Source organism: Aureimonas sp. SK2, assembly GCF_029813115.1.
In the GTDB taxonomy this organism is placed as follows: domain Bacteria; phylum Pseudomonadota; class Alphaproteobacteria; order Rhizobiales; family Rhizobiaceae; genus Aureimonas.
In genome coordinates, this window is sequence record NZ_JAPZDS010000010.1 from 68,469 (window position 1) to 86,548 (window position 18,080).

14 protein-coding genes are annotated in these 18,080 nt (G+C 68.6%); 6 read left to right on the forward strand and 8 right to left on the reverse strand.

The window, feature by feature from the left end; genetic code table 11:
• Window positions 1–16: 16 nt before the first annotated feature.
• Entirely contained in the window at window positions 17–1,234 is a 1,218-nt protein-coding gene (gene pobA / locus O5O54_RS13820; protein WP_279482382.1) for a 4-hydroxybenzoate 3-monooxygenase, read from the reverse strand.
• Window positions 1,235–1,363: 129 nt separating this feature from the next.
• On the opposite strand from pobA, the gene O5O54_RS13825 reads away from it, so the two are divergent.
• Complete coding sequence (locus O5O54_RS13825; RefSeq protein WP_279482383.1) at window positions 1,364–2,281, forward strand: helix-turn-helix domain-containing protein; 918 nt, start codon at window positions 1,364–1,366, stop codon at window positions 2,279–2,281.
• A 256-nt stretch (window positions 2,282–2,537) separates the two neighbouring features.
• Here the strand turns inward: O5O54_RS13825 and O5O54_RS13830 are convergent, their stop codons facing one another.
• Window positions 2,538–3,098, reverse strand: a complete 561-nt coding sequence (locus O5O54_RS13830; RefSeq protein ID WP_279482384.1) for a cupin domain-containing protein — start codon at window positions 3,096–3,098, stop codon at window positions 2,538–2,540.
• A 141-nt stretch (window positions 3,099–3,239) separates the two neighbouring features.
• On the opposite strand from O5O54_RS13830, the gene O5O54_RS13835 reads away from it, so the two are divergent.
• From O5O54_RS13835 to O5O54_RS13845, 3 genes are all read left to right on the forward strand, one after another.
• Window positions 3,240–4,577 (forward strand): aspartate aminotransferase family protein, encoded by a 1,338-nt coding sequence (locus O5O54_RS13835; protein WP_279482510.1) that lies wholly within the window; start codon window positions 3,240–3,242, stop codon window positions 4,575–4,577.
• A gap of 579 nt (window positions 4,578–5,156) precedes the next feature.
• Window positions 5,157–5,474: a hypothetical protein gene (locus O5O54_RS13840; RefSeq protein WP_279482385.1), complete on the forward strand. Its 318-nt coding sequence runs from the start codon at window positions 5,157–5,159 to the stop codon at window positions 5,472–5,474.
• Between the two features lie 129 nt (window positions 5,475–5,603).
• On the forward strand, window positions 5,604–6,050 hold the full coding sequence (locus O5O54_RS13845) for a DoxX family protein (protein WP_279482386.1): 447 nt from the start codon (window positions 5,604–5,606) through the stop codon (window positions 6,048–6,050).
• A gap of 255 nt (window positions 6,051–6,305) precedes the next feature.
• On the opposite strand, the gene O5O54_RS13850 is transcribed toward O5O54_RS13845, so the two are convergent.
• The 3 genes from O5O54_RS13850 to O5O54_RS13860 all read right to left on the reverse strand — a co-directional run bounded on the left by O5O54_RS13850 (window position 6,306) and on the right by O5O54_RS13860 (window position 10,184).
• The gene (locus tag O5O54_RS13850) at window positions 6,306–7,799 is read right to left on the reverse strand and encodes an AMP-binding protein (RefSeq protein ID WP_279482387.1); all 1,494 of its coding nucleotides are present in this window, start codon (window positions 7,797–7,799) and stop codon (window positions 6,306–6,308) included.
• Window positions 7,800–7,831: 32 nt separating this feature from the next.
• A complete protein-coding gene (locus tag O5O54_RS13855; RefSeq protein ID WP_279482388.1) occupies window positions 7,832–8,671 on the reverse strand; it encodes a p-hydroxycinnamoyl CoA hydratase/lyase in 840 nt (279 codons plus the stop codon).
• Window positions 8,672–8,771: 100 nt separating this feature from the next.
• Entirely contained in the window at window positions 8,772–10,184 is a 1,413-nt protein-coding gene (locus O5O54_RS13860; protein WP_279482389.1) for an aldehyde dehydrogenase, read from the reverse strand.
• A 134-nt stretch (window positions 10,185–10,318) separates the two neighbouring features.
• Here O5O54_RS13860 and O5O54_RS13865 point away from each other — a divergent pair, with 134 nt between their 5' ends.
• A complete protein-coding gene (locus tag O5O54_RS13865; protein ID WP_279482390.1) occupies window positions 10,319–10,771 on the forward strand; it encodes a MarR family winged helix-turn-helix transcriptional regulator in 453 nt (150 codons plus the stop codon).
• Window positions 10,772–10,958: 187 nt separating this feature from the next.
• Entirely contained in the window at window positions 10,959–12,164 is a 1,206-nt protein-coding gene (mhpT, locus tag O5O54_RS13870; protein ID WP_279482391.1) for a 3-(3-hydroxy-phenyl)propionate transporter MhpT, read from the forward strand.
• Between the two features lie 612 nt (window positions 12,165–12,776).
• Here mhpT and O5O54_RS13875 read toward each other — a convergent pair.
• The 3 genes from O5O54_RS13875 to O5O54_RS13885 form a co-directional block, all read right to left on the reverse strand.
• On the reverse strand, window positions 12,777–13,154 hold the full coding sequence (locus tag O5O54_RS13875) for a 2Fe-2S iron-sulfur cluster-binding protein (RefSeq protein ID WP_279482392.1): 378 nt from the start codon (window positions 13,152–13,154) through the stop codon (window positions 12,777–12,779).
• A complete protein-coding gene (locus tag O5O54_RS13880; RefSeq protein WP_279482393.1) occupies window positions 13,151–14,869 on the reverse strand; it encodes an FAD-binding protein in 1,719 nt (572 codons plus the stop codon). The genes O5O54_RS13875 and O5O54_RS13880 overlap by 4 nt, the downstream gene beginning before the upstream one ends.
• Window positions 14,870–15,599: 730 nt before the next feature.
• On the reverse strand, window positions 15,600–18,032 hold the full coding sequence (locus tag O5O54_RS13885) for an EAL domain-containing protein (protein WP_279482394.1): 2,433 nt from the start codon (window positions 18,030–18,032) through the stop codon (window positions 15,600–15,602).
• Window positions 18,033–18,080 lie beyond the last annotated feature (48 nt).

An 18,080-nucleotide genomic window follows, 5' to 3' on the forward strand; every position in this document is an offset into this window, starting at 1 on the left:
TGGGATCGCCTTCATTTCATCTGCCTGCCTCGCCAACGCTTCGACGTCTCGGGAGGTCCTGGTCGAGCGGCAGGCCGACATAGTTTTCCGCGAACCCCGCCTGCGCGGCACGCGAGCCCCGGAGATAATCGAGTTCCGCGACCTGCATCCGCCGGTCGAAGCCGCTGGCCTCCGGAAAGCGGTGCATCAGGCCGGTGAACCACCAGGAGAAGCGCTCCGCCTTCCAGACACGGGCGAGCGCGCGGGCCGAATAGCCGTCGATCCCCGCCATCGAGGCGCGGGCGTAGAACCCGTCCAGCGCCTCGCTCAGCATCAGCGCGTCGGATACGGCGAGGTTCATCCCCTTGGCCCCCGTCGGCGGCACGATGTGGGCGGCGTCGCCGAGAAGGAACAGCCGGCCGTGGCGCATCGGCTCGGCGACGAAGGAGCGGAGCGGCGCGATGCTCTTCTCGAAGGAGGGGCCGCGCACCAGCCGCTCGCCGACGTCCGGCCCCAGCCGAAGCGCCAGCTCGTCGAAGAAGCGCTCGTCCGGCCAGTCCTCCAGCCGCTCGTCGATCGGGCACTGGAGGTAGTAGCGGCTGCGCGTCGGCGAGCGCATGGAAGCCAGCGCGAAGCCGTTGGCGTGGCTGGCATAGATCAGTTCCTCGTCCACCGGCGGCACGTCGGCGAGGATGCCGAGCCAGCCGAACGGGTAGACGCGCTCGAAGGTCCGCAGGACACCGGGCGGCAGCGCCCCGCGGCAGACCCCGTGGAACCCGTCGCAGCCCGCCACGAAATCGCAGGCGATACGCCCCTCGCCCGCCGCCGTGCGATAGGTGACGGCGGGGCGCTCGGTCTCGATCCCGTGGAGTTCCACGCCCTCCGCCTCGAAGACGATCGGCATGGCGTGCCGCTCGGCCGCCTCGAAGAGGTCGTGCATCACCTCCTGCTGCCCGTAGACCGTGACCTCGGCCCCGCCCGTCAGTTCGGCGAGGTCGATGCGGAAATGGGCGCCGTCCACCGAAAGCCGGGTGCCGCCGTGGGGCAGGCCCTCGCGGCGCAGCCGCGCGTCGAGCCCGAGGCGGGACAGGGCGTCCACCGTCCCCTGCTCCAGCACGCCGGCGCGCACGCGCCCTTCGACATAGGCGCGGGTGCGGCGTTCCACGACCACGCTCTCGATGCCCTCGGCGCGCAGGAGATGGGCCAGAAACAGGCCGGCCGGCCCGGCGCCGACGATGGCGACCTGAGTGCGCAAGATGTCTCCTCCCGTTCCCCCCGGTCTCTCAATCGGGTCGGGGACGATCCTGCCGCGCCCCGGGTCGGAGCGGGATGGAGGAATGTGCAATTCTGCGGTACTTTTCTTCGGTCATCGGCGGAGGAGCCTATGCCGACCACCGTCGTCCCCCGCTTCTTCCTCTATGGCGAGCCGCCGCGCGCGCCGGAAGACCGGTTCCTCCACATGGAGGAGATCGACGACCGCGCCCGACCGGCCGCCTGGCGCATCCTGCCGCATGCCCATGCCGATCTGCACCAGGCCCTCGTGGTGCGCAATGGCGGCGGCGTAGTCGAGGCCGAAGGCGAGACGCTCGCCTTCGCCGCCCCCGCCGCCCTCCTCGTGCCCGCCGGCACGGTCCACGGGTTCCGGTTCGAGGCGAGTACGGCAGGCAAGGTCCTCACCCTGTCGGACCCCCTGTACCGGCTGATCGTGCGCAGCGACCCGGCGCTCGGACCCCTATTCGAGGCCGTGCGCCGCCTGTCCGCGATCGACGGCGCGGCGCTGGGGGAGCGTCTCGACGCGCTCGCCGGGGAACTTGCGGGCGGCGCCACGGCGCGGCGCGGCGCGCTGGTCGCCCATGCCACGCTGGTCCTCGTCGCGCTGGCTCGCGCGCTGGAGGGCGAGCCCGCCCCCCTCCAGGCCCAGCCCGGCCAGCATGCCGAGATCGTCGCGCGCTTCCGCGAGGCGGTCGAGGAGAGCTTCCACACCCAGGTCGAACTCGACGCCTATTGCCGCCGCCTCGGCATCACGATGGGCCGGCTGCGCCTCGCCTGCCGCGCGGTGGCCGACACGACGCCCGGCCGGATCGTCGCCGACCGGGTGATTCTGGAGGCCCGGCGCGCACTCGTCTATTCCGATCGCCCCGTCTCCGACATCGCCTACGGGCTCGGCTTCGCCGACCCCGCCTATTTCGCCCGCGCCTTCGCCAGAGCCGTCGGTCAGTCGCCTACGGGTTTCCGGCGACGCTCACGGGAAGCGGAAGCTCGATCCGCTGCCCCGCCCCCTGTTCAAGTCGCGTCGGGATAAGTGGCTGCGCGTTCGCGCGCCGACGCACGGTCGCGGACCTGCGCCTCTGGGAACCTCGACGACGAGAACACGCAAGCCGGGCGGGGAGGCGCTCGTCCGGCTGGCTGCGGACGAGCCGATGGTCACGCTGCCGAAGCGCAGCACCATCGTGGCTCCGCTGGAGATCGAGCGGTTTCCGAAGCATGTCGAGGCCTTGAATGTCGCCCCTGCGGACGATCCGGCCCGCGGCCGCTTGAGACGACAGCCGCGAACCGCGTCAGAAGCTCGGCGGCGTGCAGGCGCTGACGACCTCGCACGGGTTCGGCCCGACGCATCGGAAGCGGTGCGGCCGGCGGCTCTCGAAGTAGTAGGCGTCGCCGGGGCCGAGAATGCGACGTTCGTCGTCGACCGTCACCTCGAGCCGGCCCGACAGGACCACCCCACCCTCCTCGCCCTCGTGGACGAGCGGCACCTTGCCCGTGTCGGCGCCGGGCTGGTAGCACTCCTTCAGGATCTGGAGAGCGCGCCCGAACATCGTCTCCCCGACCTGCCGGTACGAGATCGCGCCCTTGCCGATCTCGACCAGTTCCTCCGCCTGGTAGAAGACCTGACGCGGCCGCTCCGGCTCGTAGGCGAAGAACTCCGCGAGCCCGATCGGAATGCCGTCGAGAATGCGCTTCAGCGCGCCGACGGACGGGTTCGTCGCGTTCGCCTCGATCAGCGAGATCGTCGAGTTGGTGACGCCCGCCTTCCTCGCGAGCTGGCGCTGCGACAGGCCGTGCGCCAAGCGCAGATGCCGCAATCGTCCGCCCACGTCCATGTCCGCCGTTTCGGCCATCTCACGTGTTTCCCTCGTTCGATAATCGCAACATATCGATCACCGTGACCATACAGATCAATAGGTTGCGGAGAGGAAGAAAAGGACTTGTTCGCGCGCGCGATCGAGCGCCTTCTCCAGGCATCGCTCTGGAGATCCGAGATGAACGTCCGCGCCAACCCGAACGCCCCCGTGCTCGACAGCTACTGGATGCCCTTCACCGCCAACCGCCAGTTCAAGAAGGCGCCCCGCCTCTTCGTCGGCGCGCAGGGCATGCACTACACGACCGACGACGGCCGCACCGTCCTGGACGGGACCGCGGGCCTCTGGTGCGTGAACGCCGGCCACGGTCGCCGCCAGATCGCGGAAGCCGTCGAGCACCAGCTCAAGACGCTGGACTACGCGCCCTCCTTCCAGATGGGCCACACGATCGCCTTCGACTTCGCCGAGCGCCTCGCAAAGATCGCTCCGGGCCCTGAAGGCGCCAAGCTCGACCGCGTGTTCTTCACGGGATCGGGGTCCGAGTCCGTCGACACGGCCCTCAAGATCGCGATCGCCTACCAGCGCGCCATCGGCCAGGGCACGCGGCAGCGCCTGATCGGGCGCGAGCGCGGCTACCATGGCGTCGGCTTCGGCGGCATCTCGGTCGGCGGCCTCGTCAACAACCGCCGCGTCTTCCCGCAGCTTCCCGGCACCGACCACCTGCGCCACACGTTCGATCCCGTCCGCAACGGCTACGTGAAGGGCCAGCCCGAGCACGGGGCCGAGCTTGCCGACGACCTGGAGCGCCTCGTCGCCCTCCACGGCGCGGAGACGATCGCCGCCTGCATCGTGGAGCCCGTCGCGGGCTCCACCGGCGTCCTGCCGCCGCCGAAGGGCTACCTCGAGCGGCTGCGCGCGATCTGCGACCGCCACGGCATCCTCCTCATCTTCGACGAGGTCATCACCGGCTTCGGGCGCCTCGGCGCGCCCTTCGCGACCGATTTCTTCGGCGTCGTCCCCGACCTCGTCACCACCGCCAAGGGCCTGACCAACGGCGCGCTGCCGATGGGCGCCGTGTTCGCTGGCCGGAAGGTGCACGACGCGCTGATGCAGGGGCCGGAGGGCGCGATCGAGCTGTTCCACGGCTACACCTATTCCGGCCATCCGGCGGCCTGCGCCGCCGGGATCGCGACGCTCGACATCTACGAGAGCGAGGGCCTGTTCGCCCGGCCGGCGGAGATCCAGGCGGAGTGGGACGAGGCGATCCACTCGCTGAAGGGTCTGCCCCACGTCACCGACATCCGCACGATCGGGCTGATTGCCGGCATCGAGCTCGCCTCGCGCGACGGCGCGGTCGGCGCGCGGGCCTACGACGTCTTCGTCGACTGCTTCGAGAAGGGCCTCCTCATCCGCGTGACGGGCGACATCATCGCGCTGTCCCCGCCGCTCGTCATCGAGCGGGGGCAGATCGGCGAGATCGTCGAGACCCTCGGCAAGGCTATCGCCGCCGCAGCCTGACGCCCGCCGGAGCCAGAACCAGCCGGGTCCCGATCGGGACCCGGCGTCGCGACACATCCCGATGCGCAGGCGATCTCAGGACGCGCGGAACAGGCGTCGCCGCCGGCTCAGTGCAGCGCCGTCGGCCGCGTGATGGTTCTGTCAGCGAGAGACGAGACGCACGCCGACAAGTGCGAGCCCGACACCCCGTCAGGCCTGAACGCCCATTTCTTCGTTGAGAAGCAACCAACCGAACAGGGCGGCGAAGGGCGGCACGAGCATCGAAAAGACCGCCGAGGCCGTGGAGGCCGTGACAGCCGTGACGGCCGAAATCAGCCGAGAGCTTCAGCGTCATCTCTCCCCGTTCCGGCTCGTCGGGCCAACGGCTGGCCGTCTGCTTCTGGACGGCGAACACGCCCGACCGACGACACCCTTCCCGACTGTCAGGCGAGGATCTCCGCAGTCCATGGCGATATGGAGCCCCCTTGCTCCGGCGCCCCGACCATCAGGTTGGGTGATCACGAGCCTGCGCACGAGGACGTGCTTGTCCGCCTCTGCTGCAATGCGGTAGAAACAGGCATGCGCCCTGCGGTTCGGATCTTGCTTCTCCTGCTTACCGTACTCGGCCTCGCTCTGCCGGCCGCGAGCGGGTCAGACGCGCGCAGCGTCGCGGAGGCCGGCTCGAAGCCTTGTCCCAGCAAGCTCGTCCTCAAGGCCTGCCTCCCCGACACGCGCGACGAGGGGATCGCTCCGCGCGGCGCCACGGCCATCGACGGCTCCTGCCTCGGCAAGGCCATCGGCGCGCATTCGTTTCTCATGAGCGCTCCAGCGGCTTGCGGCTCGGTGACCTTCGACCTCGCTGCGGCGTCCTGGTCGGAGTGGTCTTCGCCGCCCCCCGAACCTCCGCCCAGATCCTGACGGTACGACGCCTCGCGCGTCCGCTCACCGTTCGAACATCAGCAACGCCCTCACTTTCGGCAATCCGCGTCCGAAACCATGCGGCAAGCGCGGCGACGCGCCGGAACGGGCACCTGTCAGGATCATTCCATGTCCAACGTCACCAATCGCAACACACTCGTCTTTCCGGCCCTAGGCGGTCTCTATGCCCGCCTCGACACCGTGGCCGAGACTCTTCTGCGCGTCGTCTGCGGACTCGCGCTCGTCACCCACGGCTTCCCGAAGATCATGAACCCCTTCGGAGCGGTCGGGATGGTGGAGGGCCTCGGCTTCTATCCCGGCGTCGTCTGGTCGCCGCTGCTTGCGGCAACCGAGTTCTTCGGCGGCCTCCTTCTGGCGGTCGGCTTCCTCACGCGCCCCGCGGCGGTGGCGGCGACCATCGTTCTCCTGGTCACCGTCTGGTTTCACTGGGTGACGCAGGGTCAGGGCTATTCCGGCGCCGAGAAGTCGATCCTCTGGACGGCGATCACGCTCTTCTTCGCGATCCGCGGCGGGAACGCCCACTCCGTGGACGCCCGGATCGGCCGGAGCCTTTGACACCAGCCTCGCCGCCAACGGGAAGCCGGGTGGCGGCGATGGCCCTTCCTGCAACGCAACGAGGGGCGGCGCTGCGAAGCGCGCCGCCCCTCATCCATCGTTCATGCTGCGCGGGCGGCGGTCCAAGTCCGTGTATCCAGAGCCTGCAGTTGCCCGCGCCCAGAACGGATGCCGGCGGATCCGAGGATCAAGGCGCTTGCGGGCGGGCAACGGGCACATCGACGGACTGCTTCTTCGTGGGTCGCCGAGCTGCGATCAGCCGTTCAAGGTCTCGCGAAGCCTGTTCTTTCGGATCTTGCCGGTGCTGGTCCTCGGCAGTTCCTCGACGATCTGAAAGTGCTTCGGCACCTTGTAGCGGGCCAGCCGCCCCTCGCAGTGGACGCGCAACTCCCACTCGGCGTCCTCGCATCCTGGCTTCAGGATGACGAAGGCGTGGCCGACCTCGCCCCAGCGCGTATCCGGCACGCCGATCACCGCCGCAAGGCTCACCGCCGGGTGGTCGGCCAGCACGCTCTCGATTTCGACCGGGTAGACGTTCTCGCCGCCGGAAATGAACATGTCCTTCCGACGGTCGACGATCGATACGAACCCATCTGCGTCGCGTACCGCGATGTCTCCGGTGCGCAGCCATCCGTCGGGCGTGAAGGCGCTCTCGCGCTCGGCCGGGCGATTCCAGTAGCCGGGCGTGACATGGGGGCCCTTGACGATGATCTCGCCCGCCGTCCCGTCCGGAACATCCCGGTCCAGGGCATCGATGATGCGGATGGCCGTCGCCGGTCCCGCCTGGCCGACGGCACCGGCATGGGCCGCGATCAATGCAGGGTCGAGCGGCATCCCGAGGATCGTGCCGGCTTCGGTCATGCCGTAGCCGTCCACCATGGCGACCCCGCGCTCCAGCCACCAGCGGATGTTGGCGGGAGGATTGGGTCCGCCCCCCGTGAACAGTGCTTCGAGCGACCAGTCGTCCGGCCGGAAGCCCTCCGCATCGCGCAGAGCCGCCGCCATCTGCGGCACGCAGAAGTAATGGGTGATTCCGAGCGCCCGGTCGGCCAGGCGGCCATTGGTGACGGCCGGGTCGAAACCGGCCGAGACCAAGACCGTCCCCCCTTGCACGAGCGGCGGCCAGATGGATGTCACCAGACCGATCACATGGAACATCGGCGATTCGGCGAGGAACACCGATTTCGACGTCACCTGACCGAGGACGCCGAAATTGACCCCGGTGAAGAACAGCGTCTGGGGCGTCAGGATCACGCCCTTCGGCACCCCCGATGTCCCGGACGTGTAGAGGATCACGCAGGGCCTGCCCGCGTCGCCCGGAAGCCCGCGCGGACCGGCCGTGGCGGCTTCGCAGAGCGCGGCAAAGGCCGCGACGTCGAGAAGCTGCGTGCCTGCCCGCGGGGAGAAACCGGCCGTACCGTCCGTCAGGACGACCGTCGGCGTGCAATCGGCCAGGATCGCATCGAGTTCGGCCAGGGCAAGGCGCCAGTTCAACGGCGTGAAGATGGCACCCGAGCGGAGGCAGGCCTGCTGGGCGATCACCAGATCGGCGGAGTTGCGCGCGACCGCGGCCAAACGGCCGCCCGGACCGATGCCGAGCGCGCCGAGCGCGGCTCTCGCCTGCTCGATAGCCCGGTCGAGGGCGCTGTAGGTCCACCGTCGCCCGGAGGCCAGATCGACGAGGGCGAGTTTGTCCGGGCGCGCCTGCGCGTGCAGGCCAACCGGATCCGGAGCCAACCAGTCGTGCATGAATTTGGTCCTTCCTCCCAGTCGAACCGTCGTCAGCCGTGCGTCTTGGTCTTGTCGTAGGCGCCAAGGCCGGGCTTGTAGGTCTTCTCGTCGATGAACTGACGAATGCCTTCCTTGCGTCCCTCGTTGTCGAAGGAGTTCGCGGCTTCCTGGGCGCGCACGAGGTAGTCCTCGGCCTCGTCATAGGCCATGACGCCGACCCGCCGCACGGCGTCCTTGGTCGCCTTGAGGGCGACGGGGTTCTTGGACAGGAGCGCCTTGGCGACCTCCTCGACCCGCCCCTTCAGAGCAGCGAGGGGCAGGCTTTCGTTGACCAGCCCCCAGGCGGCGGCCTTCTGCCCGTCGATCGGCTCGCCCAGCATGGCGTGATACATCGCCTGCCGGAAAGACATGAGCTCGACCGCCACCTTGGTCGCTCCGCCGCCGGGCAGGATACCCCAGTTGATCTCTGACAGCCCGAACTTCGCCTCGTCTGCGGCAAAGGCCAGATCGCAGGCGAAGAGCGGACCATAGCCGCCGCCGAAGCACCAGCCGTTGACCATGGCGATGGTCGGCTTTTGATACCAGCGGAGCCGACGCCACCAGCCGTAGCTCTCGCGCTGGCTTTGCCGCACGCCGGCAAGCCCCTTGGCTTCGGTCTCGCGGAAATATTCCTTCAGATCCATGCCGGCCGTGAAGGCGCTGCCTTCGCCGGTGAGGACGAGGACCCCCACATCGTCGCGGAACTCCAGCTCGTCCAGAACGTCCATCATGCGCCGGTTGAGCGCCGGGCTCATGGCGTTGCGCTTCTCGGGGCGATTGAACCGCACCCAGGCGATGCCGTCCGTGATCTCGGCGACGACGATATCGGTCTTCGTTTCCAACGCACTCATGGTGGTCGTGTCCTTTCGAAGGGAAAAATCATGAAGGCAAGCCGCTCGGCGGCCGGTCTCGACAGGCCGGTCGGCCGCTGCTGCAGGCGGGATCGGAACGTCAGATCGGGAAGTGGCCGGGTTCGGTCTCGACCGTGATCCAGCGCAGCTCGGTGAATTCCGCGATGCCGGCCCTGCCGCCGAAGCGGCCGTAGCCCGACGCCCCGACGCCGCCGAACGGCATCTGCGCCTCGTCGTGCACCGTCGCGCCATTCACATGGCAGATGCCCGAGCGAATCTGGCGGGCGACCCGAAGACCCTGTGCGGCGTCGCGCGTGAAGACGGAGGCGGACAGTCCGTACTCGGTATCGTTGGCGATCCGGACGGCATCCGCCTCGTCGCGAGCCCGGATTACCGCCACGACCGGGCCGAAGCTTTCCTCGCGATACAGCCGCATGGCGGACGTCACGCCGCTCACGACGTGGGCGGGCACGAGAACGCCGTCCGCGGCGCCGGCCGCCATCACTTCGGCGCCCTTGGCTCGGGCGTCCTCGACGAGGCTTTCGAGCTTCTCCCTGGTCTTGAGATCCACCACGGCGCCGAGAGGCGAGACCCCGACCCGCGGGTCGCCGGCCGTGAGCGTCCGGACCTTGACGGCAAACCGTTCGAGAAAGGCGTCCGCAACGGCGTCGACGACGATGATCCGCTCCGTCGACATGCAGATCTGACCCTGGTTGAAGAAGGCGCCGAAGGCCGCAGCCTTCACGGCCTCGTCCAGGTCGGCATTGTCCAGAACCAGAAGGGGCGCCTTGCCGCCCAGTTCGAGCACACAGGGCTTGAGGTTCTCGGCGGCGCGAACCGCCACGATGCGCCCGACGGCCGTGGAGCCCGTGAAGTTGACGCGGCGCACCGCCGGATGATCGATCAGAGCGCCGACGACGTCGGCCGCATCCTCTGGCGCATTGGTGACGAGCTGGACGACGCCCTCCGGCAGTCCGGCCTCGCTCAAAGCCTCGACGATCAGGCCGTGCGTGCGCGGGCAGAGTTCGCTGGCCTTCAGAACCACGGCATTGCCGCAGGCGAGCGGGGTGGCCAGCGCCCTGACACCCAGGATGACCGGTGCGTTCCAGGGCGCGATCCCGAGGACGACGCCCGCCGGTTCGCGCACCGCCATCGCCAGACAACCCGGCTTGTCGGACGGGATGACTTCACCGCAGACCTGCGTCGTCAGGGCGGCGGCCTCGCGCAGCATCGAGGCGGCCAGCATGACGTTGAAGCGCGCCCAGGCCTGCGTCGCACCGATCTCGGCCATCATCGCGTCGGTGAAGGCATCGGCCTTCGCGGCGAGGGCATCCGCAGCCTTCAGAAGCGCCGCGCGGCGCGCGTTGGGCCCGAGCGCCGCCCATGACGGCATGGCCCGCGCCGCGGCATCAACGGCTGCCCGCGCCTCTTCCGGCGTCTGGGCGGGCGCCTCGCTCGCGACGTCGCCGCTGATCGGATCGATCCGGCGGAACAGGTGTCCGGTGGTCGTCATCTGGTCTCCTCCCCAGACGCTCCAGGGCCGCAGGGCTCCTGGAACATTGCTATTCGAAATAGCTATTGACTGCTATATCCCATAACGGTATTCCAGTCGCAAGAGGCTGCTGAAACTTTCGGGGAGGAACGGACGTGGTGGCGAGGGCGCGCAGGATCGAGGTGGCGAGGACGCCCGTTCTGGACGATCTCCTCGGCTATCATCTGCGCCGGGCCTCGCTTCTCGATTTGGCCTGTTTCGCACAGGCCCTGGGCGACGAGATCAAGCCCGTCGGCTTCACAGTCCTTTGCCTGATCAGGGAAACACCGGGCATCACGGCCGCGGAAATCGGACGCCAGGCGCGTCTGCAGCGCGCCAATCTCGCGCCGATGCTGGCCGAATTCGATACCAAGGGATGGATCGAGCGTCGGCCGGACGCCGAAGACCAGCGGATCCAGCACCTGCACTTGAGTCCGGCCGGCGAGGACGCGGTGTCGGGCTGGCGCGCCAGGGTCGAGGCGCAGGAGGAGCTGACGTTCGCCGCGCTGACGCCGAAGGAGCGCGAGGTGTTGCGCCAGCTCTTGTCGCGCATCTGGAAGGACGGCTGAACGCTTCCAGGAAGCCAATCCAGCCTCGGCATACGGCCGCCTTGACCGGCAGGGCGGCCCGAACGGGATCGCGGTCCGCTGAACGGGGCGGGCTCGGGGACGCGCAAAGCCGTCCTGCGAGCGGGGCCAGTCACGGGCCAAGCGAGTGTACAGCCGCCGAGTGGGCGGTCTCTGGGAGGAGAAGATCATGACCATAGCCACGCACTCGGGTGCGGGTCAGGGAACGCGCGCGCTGACGGTCGTGTTTCTCGCCGCGATCATCGAAGGCTTCGACCTTCAAGCGGCAGGCGTCGCCGCGCCGAAGCTTGCGCCCGCCTTCGGGCTCGCCCCCGGACAGATGGGGCTGTTCTTCTCGTCCGCGACGTTCGGTCTGGTGGTGGGGGCGCTCGCCGGCGGCTTCATCGCCGATCGCTGGGGGCGGCGCACGGGCCTCGTCCTGTCCATGATCGTCTTCGGACTCTTCTCGATCGGGACGGCCTTCTCCGACACGTTCGAGCATCTCGTCATCATGCGGTTTCTCACCGGCATCGGCCTGGGCGGAGCGCTGCCGAACCTCATCGCCATCGCGGCCGAGTCCGTATCGCCGGAACGGCGCGGACGTGCCGTCGCGATCATGTATGCCGGCGTACCGCTCGGCGGGGCCCTTGCCAGCCTCGTCGCCCTGTTCGGGCTTCACGACGACTGGCGGTCGATCTTCCTCATCGGCGGCATCCTGCCATTGCTCCTGGCGATACCGCTTCAGGTCTGGATGGCGCCGTTCCGCGTGACCCGCGACGCCGAAGTTCCCATGCGTCGTCGCGACGTGCTGCTGTCGTCCGGAACTCTGGTGCAGACGCTGCTGCTCTGGACGGCCTTCTTCTTCGGGCTCGTGGTCGTCTACCTGCTGCTCAACTGGCTGCCGCAGATCCTGGTGTCGCTGGGCTTCGCCCGCGAATCCGCCTCCATGGTCCAGATCGTGTTCAACATCGGCGGCTCGGCGGGTGCGATCCTGGGCGGACGGCTCCTCGACGGCAAGCGGCCGGCCCTGTCCGCGGCGCTCTGCTTCGTGGGCCTGATGCTGGCGATCTCGCTTCTTGCTATCGTGCCGGCCGGCAATATCGTCGCGGCCCTGGCTGCCGGAGCCTTTGTCGGGGCGACGGTGATCGGCGTGCAGGCATTGCTCTACGGCACCGCTCCGCAATGCTACCCGCGCGAGGTTCGCGGCGTCGGGGTCGGCCTTGCGGTTTCGGTCGGGCGGTTCGGCTCGATCTCCGGCCCCCTCGTCGCCGGATGGCTCCTGGCCAGCGGCATGGGTCCGCAGCAGCTTCTCTACGCGCTGCTACCGATCGCGGCCATCTGCGGCACGACGACCGTCATCCTCATCCTCCGCCGCAACGCTGCGCGTAGCGCGTAAGCGATCGAGCAGGTCGAGACGCGTCTCCCTCCGCAGCGCCGCAGCTGCGGAGGTTTTTCATCGACTGGCAATGCGTCGGATTTGGCGTCTCCACACGGGCGGCAGGCACGGACCAATGGCGCAAACCGGGCCGATCCGCACGCGCGGCCCCACCCCCGGTGCTTCGTCCAAGCGACCCATGCATGGATTCAAGGGCTCGGAATCATCTGCCGCTGGTCGGACTGACCGGAAAGTCATCGACCTGACTTTCCGTCCCCAGAGCCTGTTATGGCCCGCGTAGAAGACGCGTCCGAGCGGGGGGCGATCGGCGGCACGAGCACGAGACAGGTCGGCCGAGGCTCAAGCGGCCTGCCCGCCGCTTTCAAGAAAATCGCCCTGAAGAATCGCGCATGGATCCTGCGGATTGACAGGGGCCGGCATCGCAAGGGCGCGCCGAGGCTTGGAAAGCGTGCGGATGTCCTTGAGATGCCGGCCGAACGGGCGAGCGACCTTGAACGAGGCCGGAAACGGCCCCTTGCGGCTCGAAAGCTGAGAACCTTGTCAAGGAAACCGGCCTTCGATGGACCAATCAAGGCCGCATGGGCCGGTCGCGAGACCTGTCCGCGGGGACGCCTACCGGGCCGGCGACCCGCCGGGCGGACGCCCAAGAGCCTTCAGCGCATGGTCGAGGCGCTCGTCGGGTGGAGCGATCTCGGTCACCAGATCGCGCAGGTGGGCCTTGTTGGGCAGGGGCTGCAGCACCATCTCGCGCGGCTCGAGCCGTGCCGTGCAGGCATAGGTGACCTTGCCGTCAACGACGATCATGCACTCCTTGCAGGTGTTGGCGCTGATGCAGGAGTGCCGGACGCTCAGCGTCGGGTCGAGCACTTGGCGTACGAACCGCAGCCCGTCGAGAACCGACTGGCCGGGCGTATAGGGCACCGCATAGCGGCTGGAGGAAGCGTCCGCTCCCTGCCCGCGATGGACGACAAGGTATGCGGTGGCGCTCATTGAACGGGTTCCGGTGCGGCTTGGGCGCCCACAACGCGTGCGCGACCGAGAATCAAGGCGTCGAGCGATTTGTCGTCGCCCGAGAACGCGATCGTCTGATGCAGCGCCCAATCGTCATCCGTCTGCGGATGGTCGTCGCGCTGGTGCGCGCCTCGGCTCTCGCAACGGGCGAGGGCCGCGCGGGCGACGGCCTCGGCGGCGAGCAGCATCGCGCGCAGATCGAACCAGTCCAGCCGGGCCTGGGCATAGGGCCCTGGCTCGCCGGGCGGTCCGTCGCCGAGCGCATCCTTGAGGTTGCCGATCGCCTCCAGCGCCCGCGCAAGGCCTGCGCCGGTGCGGAACGGACCGACATACGTCGTCATGACGGTCTGGAGGGCGGCGATCGCGCCGGTGGCCTTGTCCTCGCGCCCCGACGTAGCATTGATCAGCGCCAGGGCCTCGACGCGCCCGATCGACGGCCGTGCGGCAGCGGTCGCGGCTCGCCGCGCCGCCGCTTCGCCGGCCCGGCGACCGAAGACCAAAGCCTCCGTGATGGCGTTGCCGGAGAGTCGGTTGGCACCGTTGGCTCCGGCCACGATCTCGCCCGCCGCGAAAAGGTTCGGCACACGCGTCTCCAGATCGGAATCCACCCGGACCCCGCCCATGTGGTAATGAGCGATCGGGGCGACCTCGACCGACGTGGTCGTGAGGTCGATCCCGTTGTCGGCGAGCCGATCGATGACCGGGCCGAAGGCGGCGCGGAGAGCGTCGGCACCGACATGCCGGAACGACAGGAAGGCACCGCCCGACGGAGAGCCCCGCCCCGCCTTGACCTCGCTCAGGATCGCATGGGTCGCCTGGTCGCGCGGCGCGTTGTAGCGCCCCTGCTCTTCGTGGCCGTAGTCGCGCATGAACTCGCGGCCTTCCGCGTTCAGCAGCCGCCCGCCGAGCTTGTAGCGGAAGGGATCCCACATGATCGGGTCCATGCCGACAAGCCGGGGTGCCAGGTGCCCGATCGGAAAGAACTGGACGAATTCCATGTCCATCAGTTCGGCACCGGCCCGCAGCGCGAGGGCATGGCCGTCTCCGCCCATGTTGGCGGAGGCGGAATTGCGCTGGTAGAGCCGGGTCAACCCGCCCGTGGCGAGCACCACCGCCGCCGCCTCGATCACGACCGGACGTCCGTCGGCGAGCGAAAAGCCAACCGCCCCCACCACCGCCCCGTCATGCAGCGCGAGGTCGACGATGCAGAGGTCGCCGATCCGCGTCACCCCGGCTTGGCGGATCACCTGCGCCCGTAGGGTCTTGGCAACGGCTGGCCCCGTCGAGAGAAAATCCACGTAGACGCAGCGGGGGCGGTCGTGCCCTGGCGCCTGCGCCTGCCGAATGGTGCCGTCGGGCCGCCGGGCCCAGCCGACGCGCCACCCGTCCAGGCGCCGGATTTCGTCCGGGCCCTGCTCGCAGACGAGACGCGCAAGGTCGGCGTCGCACAGGCCGCGTCCCGCTGCCAGCGTGTCGGCGAGATGATGCTCCCAATGATCGGGCTCCTCCTCGCCGAGGGCGGCCGCGACGGTCATCTGTGCCATGATGGTGGCGCCGCTGCGCCCGATCAGGCTCCGGTCCGCCAGCACGACACTCGCACCCCCGGAGGCGGCAGAGAGAGCGGCGGACAGACCAGCCGCTCCGGAGCCAACCACAAGCACATCGGTCGTCAGGGTGGCCGTGTCCAAAGGCATAGGGTTTCCTTCATCCAACCACTGAACGGGCGTGGAAGCGCCGGTACGGCCAGATTGGCTGACGCAGGAACCGGCCTCTGCGACATCGGTCCTGCGCAAGGGTCGCGCGCGCTGCTCAGTCTTCCTCTCCGCGCTTTTGTGTCAAGCCGAAAGACCTGAGCCGCCTTCGTCCTGCGAGCCCGTGCGCCCTCCATCGGTACGGTAGGCGCATACCATTCCCCGAAGCGACCGAAAGTTGACGAAGAGTATTCGTACTCGGATGCGCGAGACGATTTTACGAAGCTCGATGGTCGCAACGGGATCCGGACCGTCCCGTTCGGCCGCCGCAAGGCGATCTGCTTCTCGGATCACGGGATTCCACCAGCGCAACGATCGCCTCCCTCACCTCGGATCCGGACGAAGACGTCCCGGCGGCCCTTCGGAAGAGTGAGCGCGCGAGGGCTGGAACCGACAGGCCGGCACCCATCGATTTGCGGCACGCGGCCCGTCCCCTCCGGGGCCGGTCAGCCACCGCATCGGAGCGCGGCCTCGTGGGATGGACCGCTCAAAGCGCGATGACGCTCGGCGACCGGTTGCGGGATTCGTTGCGGGCTAATGGCACCAGGGCGTGCGGCTTCAAGCGATCGTCCCGCAATCCGCCCGTCCGTCACGACGAGCGTCGCCGCATCGGACGCGGCCGCATCGCGATCATGTTCGGGCGTTCGAAGCGCTGGAACCGGGTCGCCGCATGTCAGGACGCACGCGCAACCACCTTCTCCCCGCCCGCCACGCGGTCAGCCGCCGTCCCGTTCCGGCCTCGGGATAGAAGCCCCGAACCGGAAATCGACGGCTGCGCCTGCGAAAGCCGCTCGGGCCTGCCGATCAGGTATCCCTGAACAGCGTCGCACCCGATCTCACGCAGGAGCCGGAGTTGCTCGGGCGTCTCGACACCCTCGGCCAAGGTCGTCACGCCGAGCGTCCGCGCGATATGGGTGATCCCGTCCAGAACCGCCATGGCGTGCCGGTCGGTCGCGGCCTTGGCGACGAAGGAGCGGTCCACCTTGATGCGGTCGAGGGGAAAATCGCGCAGATGGGCGAAGGAGGAGTAGCCTGTGCCGAAGTCGTCCATGGCGACCGTCACCCCGAGGCGGCGCACGGCCGACAGCATTTCCGCCATCTGAGCGCCGTCCTCGACAATCGCCGTCTCGGTCAGTTCGATTTCCAGCCGCCTGGCGGGCAGTCCGCTCCGGGCCAGCGCCTGGGTCAGATGCGACAGGAGAAGCGGCGACCGAAACTGGACCGGCGAGACGTTCACCGCAACATAGACATCGGCGTCCAGTTCGGCGATCTGGCGGCAGGCCTCCTGCAGGACCCATGCGCCGATCGCCACGATCTGTCCGGTCTCCTCGGCCAAGGGAATGAACCGGGACGGCGCGACGGGACCGAGCTTGGGATGATCCCAGCGGATCAACGCCTCGTACCCGATGATGCGGTCGTCGGAAAAGGCCACCACGGGCTGGTAGGCCAGATGCATTTCGCCCCGTTCGATGGCCGTGCGCATGTCGGCTTCGAGCTGCACCCGCTCCGACACCGCCTCCAGCATGCCGGGCGTATAGCAGCTGGCTCGGCCTCGCCCCTGCCGCTTCGACTCGTAGAGGGCGATGTCGGCGAACTGCAGGAGTTCCACCGCGTCGCGCGCGTCGTCCGTGCAGCAGAGGCCGATGCTGCAACCGATCGACAACGCGATCCCGTTGATCTGAAACGGAGCCGCGATCGCCGCGATCACTTGCGTCGCAATCGCCATGGCCGCGTCGTGATCGTCGTAGACGAGAAGCGCCATCTCGTCTCCGCCCAGACGTGCGACGAAGCCGTCGGCGCCCGCGATCCGGGTCAGGCGTTCGGCGACCTGGACGAGCAGCCGGTCTCCCACGGCGTGGCCGTAGGTATCGTTGACGGGCTTGAAGCGGTCGAGATCGAGGAGGAGCAGCTTGAACCGCTGTTTGGGAAAGAAGTCGCGCTCCATCCGCTCGTTCAGCGCCCGCCGGTTGGCGAGCTTCGTCAGGGGATCGCAGAAGGCGAGTTCGGCGATCCGGCGCTGGGCGATCCGATCACCCGTGACGTCGTCGAACGTGATGACGGTGCCGCCTTCGGCGACGGGGCGGATCTCCACCTGCATGATGCGGCCGTCGTCCAGCGGGTAGTCGATCGACGTGTATCGGTCGACAGCGTGCCAGCTATCGAGACGCGCCCGCGCCATGACGCGGCGCTCCGGATCCCAGCCGTGCCGGTCTCCCACGAGATCGACGATCTCGTCGGCCGTCATTCCGATGAGGTCGGTGCCGTCCTCGAACCCGTAGATCTCCAGATAGCGGCGGTTGTAGAGCCGGACCCGATCGCCCTCGTCGAGATAGAGCAGTCCGTTCGACATGTTGTCGAGCGCGGTCTTGAGCACCGTGGAATGCGCCCGCTCCTGGGCATCGAACCGCTGGGCCGTCAGGATCGTCAGGAAGGCCCCCAGGAACAGGATGGCCGCGCCGGCGGCGGTGAAGACACTGAGCGCGAGATGCCCGCCCCCCAGTCCGCCGGGCAGGCCGACCGGCTCCAGACTTGTCCCGGCGATCGCAATGAAGTGGGTGCCCCCGACCGCCACCGTAAACAGGGCGCAGACCGCGCGCGTACCCGCCAGACGCGACGGCAGACCGCAGGCGAGAGCCAGACAGCCGCCGCCGACCCCGGTTGCGACCGCACTCGCCAACGGAGAATAGGTCTGCAGACATCCTTCGATGGCCGCCATGCCGGCATAGTGCATGGCTCCGATGCCCATGCCCGCAACCGCGCCGAGCCCCGCGCGCCAATGCCACGACGACAGAAGCCGCACCAGGGCTAGCGGCCCCCCGACCAAAAGGACCGCCACCAGCGCCGACAGCGCCGTGGTTCCGCTCCCGTAGCCCAGCATCAGATCGGACCGGTAGCCGAGCATGGCGATGAAATGGGTGGTCCAGACGCCAAGGCCCGCCACGACCGAGACCCCCGCCATCCAGCGCCATCGGGCGCCGGGCTTCGCATCGTGGACGTTGCGCATCAGCCGAGCCACGAGCCAGCCGGCCACCAGGCAGATGACGATGGAGGTGACGACGAAGCCGAGCGAATGGTCGTAGGCGAGGCGAGAAAGAATCAGCGACATGGCTCGAGCCTATGCCGGCGTCCCTCATCATCGGATGAAGGAAGACAG